Annotated in this window: 5 protein-coding genes; all 5 read left to right on the top strand. The window is 44.3% G+C overall.

From position 1 onward, the window contains the following. On the top strand, positions 1–401 hold a 401-nt coding region (locus A587_RS24370), incomplete at its 5' end, for a phosphopantetheine-binding protein (protein ID WP_017219557.1). Position 402: 1 nt separating this feature from the next. Further along, positions 403–3,867, top strand: coding sequence for a non-ribosomal peptide synthetase (locus A587_RS24365; RefSeq protein WP_017219556.1), 3,465 nt, complete (start codon positions 403–405; stop codon positions 3,865–3,867). Between the two features lie 61 nt (positions 3,868–3,928). Beyond that, entirely contained in the window at positions 3,929–5,065 is a 1,137-nt protein-coding gene (locus A587_RS0123610; RefSeq protein ID WP_017219555.1) for an alpha-hydroxy acid oxidase, read from the top strand. Between the two features lie 31 nt (positions 5,066–5,096). Further along, a complete protein-coding gene (locus A587_RS0123605) occupies positions 5,097–5,588 on the top strand; it encodes a VOC family protein (RefSeq protein WP_017219554.1) in 492 nt (163 codons plus the stop codon). A 138-nt stretch (positions 5,589–5,726) separates the two neighbouring features. After that, positions 5,727–6,806, top strand: a 1,080-nt coding sequence (locus tag A587_RS24360; RefSeq protein ID WP_036965259.1) for a condensation domain-containing protein, incomplete at its 3' end; no start/stop codon positions are given.

Genomic DNA, 6,806 nt, shown 5'->3' with positions numbered 1-6,806 from the left:
AGGCTTTGCCGTTAACGGTCAACGGTAAGCTCAACCGCCATGCTTTGCCTGAGCCCGAGAGCGCAGTATCAAGCGCACAATATGTTGCTCCTAGGACAGACACTGAAGCCATGTTGTGTTCTATTTGGCAGCATGTATTGGAAGTCGATAGAGTTGGTGTTATGGACAATTTCTTTGCATTAGGTGGGCATTCACTAATGGCTATTAGTTTGGTAACACAAATCAAAGAAGCCTTCGCCATCGAATATTCAGGGTTCTCCATCAGAGAAGTATTTGAATTATCTTCTGTCGCTGAGCTGGCAGCTAGTATAGATATCTTGCTTTCAAAGCAGAAACTACAAGAAAATGAAAACCTTATCGACTCGTATAAGGAAGAAGAATTAGAAGAAGGGGTTTTATAAGTTGTTAGCTGAAAATATTTTTAAGCAAGCGCTAGATAGTGGAGTTTTCCTTTATCTGGACGGGGAAAACCTAAAATATAAAGTTAAAAAGGGTGAATTTCCTGACGAGCTAAAATCTGCAATTATTGTTCAGAAGCAAGCGATAATCGATTACCTTAAACAAGTCGCGTCCCAGCCAGAGGTAAAAGAGACTAAGTTGCCCAAGATAAGTCCTCGGGCTGAGGGTATTGAAAATCCAATGTCTTTTTCGCAGCAGCGTTTATGGCTTTTGGATCAACTTGAACAAGGCAGTAGCCATTACAATATTTTTGCGGCTTTAAAACTGACAGGCACTATAGATCTGGTGGCTCTGCAACAGTCCTTTAGCTGCATAGTTGAGCGCCATGAAAGCTTACGTACCTGCTTTTGCTCCGGAGATGAAGGCGAACCTCTGCAAGTGATCCAGCAAAAGGTCAGCTTTACTATTCCCATAACCGACTTATCCAAGCTGTCAGTACAGGAGCGCGAGCGAAAAATTACTGAAGAGGCTTCGAAAGAGGCGGGGCTGGCTTTTGATCTGAGCCGAGATCTAATGTTGAGAGTACAATTACTTAAACTGAGTGATCAAGAACATGCTCTACTGCTCACTATGCACCATATCGCTTCTGACGGCTGGTCAACCGGAATACTGGTTAAGGAATTTAGCCGCCTATACAGCGCTTTTGTGAACGGAGAAGCGGATCCTCTAGCACCGCTTGCCATTCAGTATGCCGATTACGCCCATTGGCAACGGGACTGGTTGCAAGGGGCTGTGCTGGACGAGCAACTCGATTATTGGCAGCGACAATTGTCGGACTTGCCTGAAATGCATAGTCTACCATTGGATTATCCGAGACCGGCCATCCAGAGTTTTGACGGTGACGTGCACTTTTCAACAATCGATAAAGTAAGTTATGGGCATTTGGCAGCCCTGTGCCAGTCGCTAGGGGCGAGCTTATTTATGGGGCTGCATGCGGTTTTCTCGGTATTGTTATCTCGTTACAGCAATGAACGTGATATTGTGATGGGGACTCCGGTGGCAAACCGGGAGCCTTCAGAAGTATCTGACTTGATAGGTTTTTTTGTTAACACCTTAGTGTTGCGTAGTGACTTATCTGGCGAGCCGAGTTTTCTTGAGGTACTGGCCGACAGTAAAGCCAAGCTGCTTGATGCCTATGCCCGCCAACAAGTTCCTTTTGAGCAGGTCGTCGAACGAGTGCAGCCGATGCGAAGCCTGAGCCATAATCCTTTATTTCAGGTTTTGCTGTCGTTGCAAAACAATGAACAAGGCCATTTGTCTCTGCCTAGATTAACCTTGTCCGCGATAGAAATGCCAGGTAAAGGAGTCGCCAAATTTGATCTAACCCTGAATATCGTGGAAAGTGCTAATGGACTAAGGCTTGGCTGGGGCTACAATACCGCCTTATTTAAAAGTGAAACCATAGCACAAATGGCGGGACATTTTGAAAGCTTATTATCCGCCGTGTTACAGTCACCCCATGAAAATGTTTTTTCGCTAGGCATAGTAACCGAGCAGGAAAGCAGACAGTTACTCGTTGACTGGAATGCAACGGCAGCACAGTGTCCATCAGATATGTGTATGCATGAATTATTTGAAGCTCGGGCGGCACAAGCTCCCGAAAGAGAGGCTCTGGAATATAACGGAACTTGCCTCAGTTACCGGGAGTTAAACCAGCGCGCCAACCAGCTGGCGCATTATCTGGTAGCACAAGGTGTTAAACCAGACACCCTGGTCGGACTCTGTATTGAACATTCTTTGGATATGGTTGTAGGTATACTGGCGGTGCTGAAAGCAGGGGCGGCCTATGTCCCTATCGACCCTGCTAATCCTGAGGCACGCGTGCGTTATATGCTTAATGACAGCAGTGTGAAAATTGTCCTGAGCCAGCTACAGATATCTAACACCTCTTCGGTAGACACTGTACGGGTTATTTGCCTGGACGATGAAAGCATGCAGGCTGCGCTAGCGACAATGCCGGATAATAACTTGCCGTTATCCTCATTGGGTTTGTCGTTGCAACACCTAGCCTATGTGATATATACCTCAGGTTCAACTGGGCAGCCAAAAGGAGTTATGGTCGAGCACAGGAATTTATCTAACCTGCTAGCTGGTTTGATTTCAACTTTTGAAGTCTCAGCCGAAGATACTTTTGCTTGTTTCGCGTCCTTTGCATTTGATATTTCACTTTTTGAACTTTTTTTGACCCTGATAAGTGGCGGAAAAACTATTCTTGTTGATAGGAACGTTTTACTTAATCTGGAGCAATTTTCTCAGGTTACCAGAGAATGTACCTTGCTACATGCCGTACCTAGCTTAATGAATGAGGTTGTTGATTTTAAAGATAAAAACAATGAAAGCTTCGCAAATGTCAGAGCATTGTTTGTTGGTGGCGATTATGTGCCAGTAAGTTTACTCAAGCGTCTTAAAGCGTCTTTTTCCCGAGCTAAGGTAATTGAACTTTACGGGCCAACAGAAGCCACCATATTAACGACTTATAAAGAGGTGTCTGCGGAAACTTTAAATCATACGGGTGCAGTTATAGGTCGCGGATTGCAAAATACCAGCCTCTATGTGCTAAATGAAGCGCAGCAGCTATGTCCCCCATTACTGGCGGGAGAATTGTATATTGGTGGAGCCGGAGTTACTCGGGGGTACTTGAACCGGGAAGAGCTGACAGCAGAAAAATTTGTCGCTAACCCTTACTTTGATGCGCAAAATCTCCACTCGAGCGAGCGTTTATACCGTACCGGAGATCTGGTTCGATGGTTGCCAGATGGTGAGTTAGAGTTTATCGGCCGCATCGATCATCAGGTGAAAATCCGCGGATTTAGGATCGAGCTAGGAGAAGTTGAGCATGCATTGTCGCTCTGTCCAGGGGTTAAAGATTCTGTGGTGATTGCTAGGGATATACGTGAAGGTGATAAGTGCTTAATTGCTTATTTGGTGGCATCTAAAGGGGAAGAAGAGCTTATTGCGGCCGTGCGTCGGCATTTGCTTGAGTGCTTGCCTGAGCACATGGTGCCATCGGCATTTGTGTTACTGGATAACTTACCGCTCAATATTAACGGCAAGATTGACCGCAAAGCCTTGCCAGATCCTGACACTGAGGTATCAAGCACTGAATATATAGCGCCCGGCACCGAGATGGAAAAAATCCTGTGTGAAATCTGGCAGGATGTTCTCGAAATTGAACGTGTCGGTATTCAGGATAACTTTTTTGAGTTAGGAGGACATTCCTTAATGGCCATGCGTGTATTGTCAAAAACAAAAGCTAAAACCGGTATTGAAGTGCCGTTAAAAGAAATCTTTAAACTGCAAACCGTGGCTCTTATCGCTGATTTCCTCGACAGCCAGCAATATATTGACGACTTGCTTTATTCCCGGAATGAGTCAACACATGAAGATGAAATCGAACTTAAACTCTAGAGGCATATTTGATGATACAGTCTTATGGTACAAGGAAATTTAACATGCTAACTGAGATGATATGAAACTGGATCAGTATACTTGTGACTCCGATTTCAGGAAGGCTGCCAGAAGGAAGCTGCCAAAATTTGTTATGGACTTTATTGATGGTGGCGCGGGAGATGAGAAAACCCTTCAAGGGAATACTGCGGGGTTTAAAAATATTCAGCTGATTCCCCGTATGGGAAGTCAAACAGGACCGGGGTTGTTAAATGCTGATATTTTGGGGTTATCGTATGCGGCACCATACGGAATTGCTTCATTGGGGTTGTGTGGCCTGATTCATCCTAAAGCGGAAATGATGCTGGCGAAGTCGGCGGCTAAATACAATATTCCCTATATTGTTAGCTCGGCTTCGAATAGTTTTCTTGATGTGCTAGTAAAGGAGTCTGGGGTTTCACCTTGGTTTCAGTTGTACCTTTCGAAAATAAAGTCACAGACGGATGTACTGATCAGCCATGCGCAAAAGCATCAATGTCCGGTGTTAGTGGTGACAGTCGACGCGCCAGTTCCGGGTATAAGACGAAGGGATAGGTATAATGGACTGAGGATCCCCTACCAGCTCAAGGTTTCAAATGTTATTGACTCAGTCACGCATCCTGCATGGCTGTTTAGGCATCTGGTCTCGGGGAAACTGACTTTCCCTCTTTACCAAAACCTAATTGAAGACCAACCCAATTTAAGCTTCTCTGAATTAATGTCCATACAAACAGGGGGGGAGTTGAACTGGGCGGTTATTGATGAGATCCGAGATAAATGGCAGGGAAAGTTAATTTTAAAGGGAGTTATGTCGGTGAGTGATGCCCATACCGCAAAAAAAATGGGAGTGGATGCGATCATTATTTCCAATCATGGTGGTAGGCAATTGGACTCAGTACCGGCTCCTATTACTTTATTAAACCAGGTATTTAGCAAAGAGTTTGACCGAGAATTTCTTATGTTGGATTCCGGATTAAGAAGTGGTGAAGATATAATAAAAACAATTAGTTGTGGTGCTTGCTTTACTTTTTTGGGGCGACCGTTTTTATATGCCTTGGCAGCTTATGGAGAAAGAGGCTTAGCGCAGCTGCAAGAAATGATTTTTGAACAATTAAGTGTAAATATGCGCTTGTTGGGGGCGAGTGCAATCGACGCCCTGAATGATGAATATGTGTTTTAAATTTTTAATAGATGTAAGAAGGGGAGTTTGAATGAAAGATCTTTTTGGATGTGCGGCTAGAATAGACCACATTGCAATAGCGGTAAAAAATATGGATGAAGCATTATTTTTTTATCAAGGAATATTAAACTTTAAGCTTCTGGAAAGAAGAGAAATTAAAGGTGCTTTCTCTGGAATGAAATCTGCTGAATTGACCGTGGGAAACTTTTCTGTGGTTTTGGTTCAGGGAACAGGGCCGGAATCTCAAGTTTGTAAATATATAGATGAATATGGTCCGGGAGTTCAGCATGTCGCTATAACGGTTGAAGATATAGAAGAAGTTGCTAGGGCATTAACCAAAAAGGGGTTAGAGTTTTCGACCAATATCATTAAAGGAAAAGGCTTGTTGCAAATATTTACCAAGCGAGAGAAAAATTCGGGCATGATGTACGAATTTATCCAGCGGGAAGAGACAGAAACAGGGTTCGAGGAAGGGAATATTCAAGAGCTTTTCAATCAACTTGAAAGTGCTTTTGCTTATTAATATTAAAGTTTTTGCAAATTTTTTTTGATTGATGTTTAATCTTGTTATATTGTTTATCGGGTGTTTATTTGTTGTAAATTCATGGAAGTATCATCTGTGATACTTAGTATTAATTATGGATGAATTGGACTCGTTTTAATGGGATCCCTAAAAGAATTATTAAAAGAATTAAAATCTCAAGAGATTTATTTATCTCTTGATGTTTCCGGGGAGTTAAGCGTTAAAGGAAGGAAGGAATTGCTTTCCACTGAACTCATCACCTTATTAAAAAAACATAAAGCATCGCTTGTTGATTTAATTCAGGCGAAAACTACAAGCGCGAGTGCTGTACCTGAGATAAAGAAAATTAATGATGAGCAGGTTCTTGAACTTTCTTTTTCACAGCGAAGCTTGTGGTTACAAGATCAGATAGACGGTGGCAGTGCCCACTACAATATTCCCAGCGCTATAAAGCTTAGTGGCATCCTTGATAATGACGCCTTGCAACGGGCTTTTGCCACTATCCTGTTACGCCATGAAAGCCTGCGCACCTGTTTTGTTGCCGGCGACGACGGCGAGCCGGTCCAACAGGTCCGGGAAGGTGTTGACTTTCAAGTGTCTTTAACGGATCTATCCGAGCTTTCACAAGATCGGCGGAACGAGCGTATAGCTGAAATCGTTTCAACAGAAGCAGTCATGCCTTTTGATCTAGGCCGGGATGTAATGTTGCGAGTGCAGTTACTTAAATTAGCCCCTCAGGAGCATATCTTGTTGGCGACCATGCATCATATCGCCTCCGATGGCTGGTCTATGGGCATACTGGTGAATGAATTCAGCCGTTTATATACGGCTTATGTTCAGGGGCAGGACAACCCTTTGCCGCCGCTGGCGATCCAGTACGGCGATTATGCCCACTGGCAGCGCAACTACTTGCAGGGAGCTGTGCTGAATGAACAGCTGGCTTACTGGGAAAAGCAGCTTGCCGACTTGCCGGTGCTGCACAGCCTGCCGCTAGATAACCCCAGACCGGCAGTGCAAAGCTTTGCTGGTAATCTCCATGTCTCAAGGATAGAACAAGCGACATACCAGCGCTTGATGGCCATGTGCCAAGAACGAGGCGCCACGTTGTTTATGGGATTGCATGCCGTTTTTTCTGTGTTATTAGCCCGCTACAGCAATGAGCAGGATATCGTTGTCGGCACGCCAGTGGCAAACCGGGAGCAGGTGGAAGTAGCCGGT

Source organism: Pseudoalteromonas sp. NJ631 (genome assembly GCF_000276645.1).
GTDB lineage: Bacteria > Pseudomonadota > Gammaproteobacteria > Enterobacterales > Alteromonadaceae > Pseudoalteromonas > Pseudoalteromonas piscicida.
This window is presented reverse-complemented; position numbering and strand designations above follow the sequence as displayed.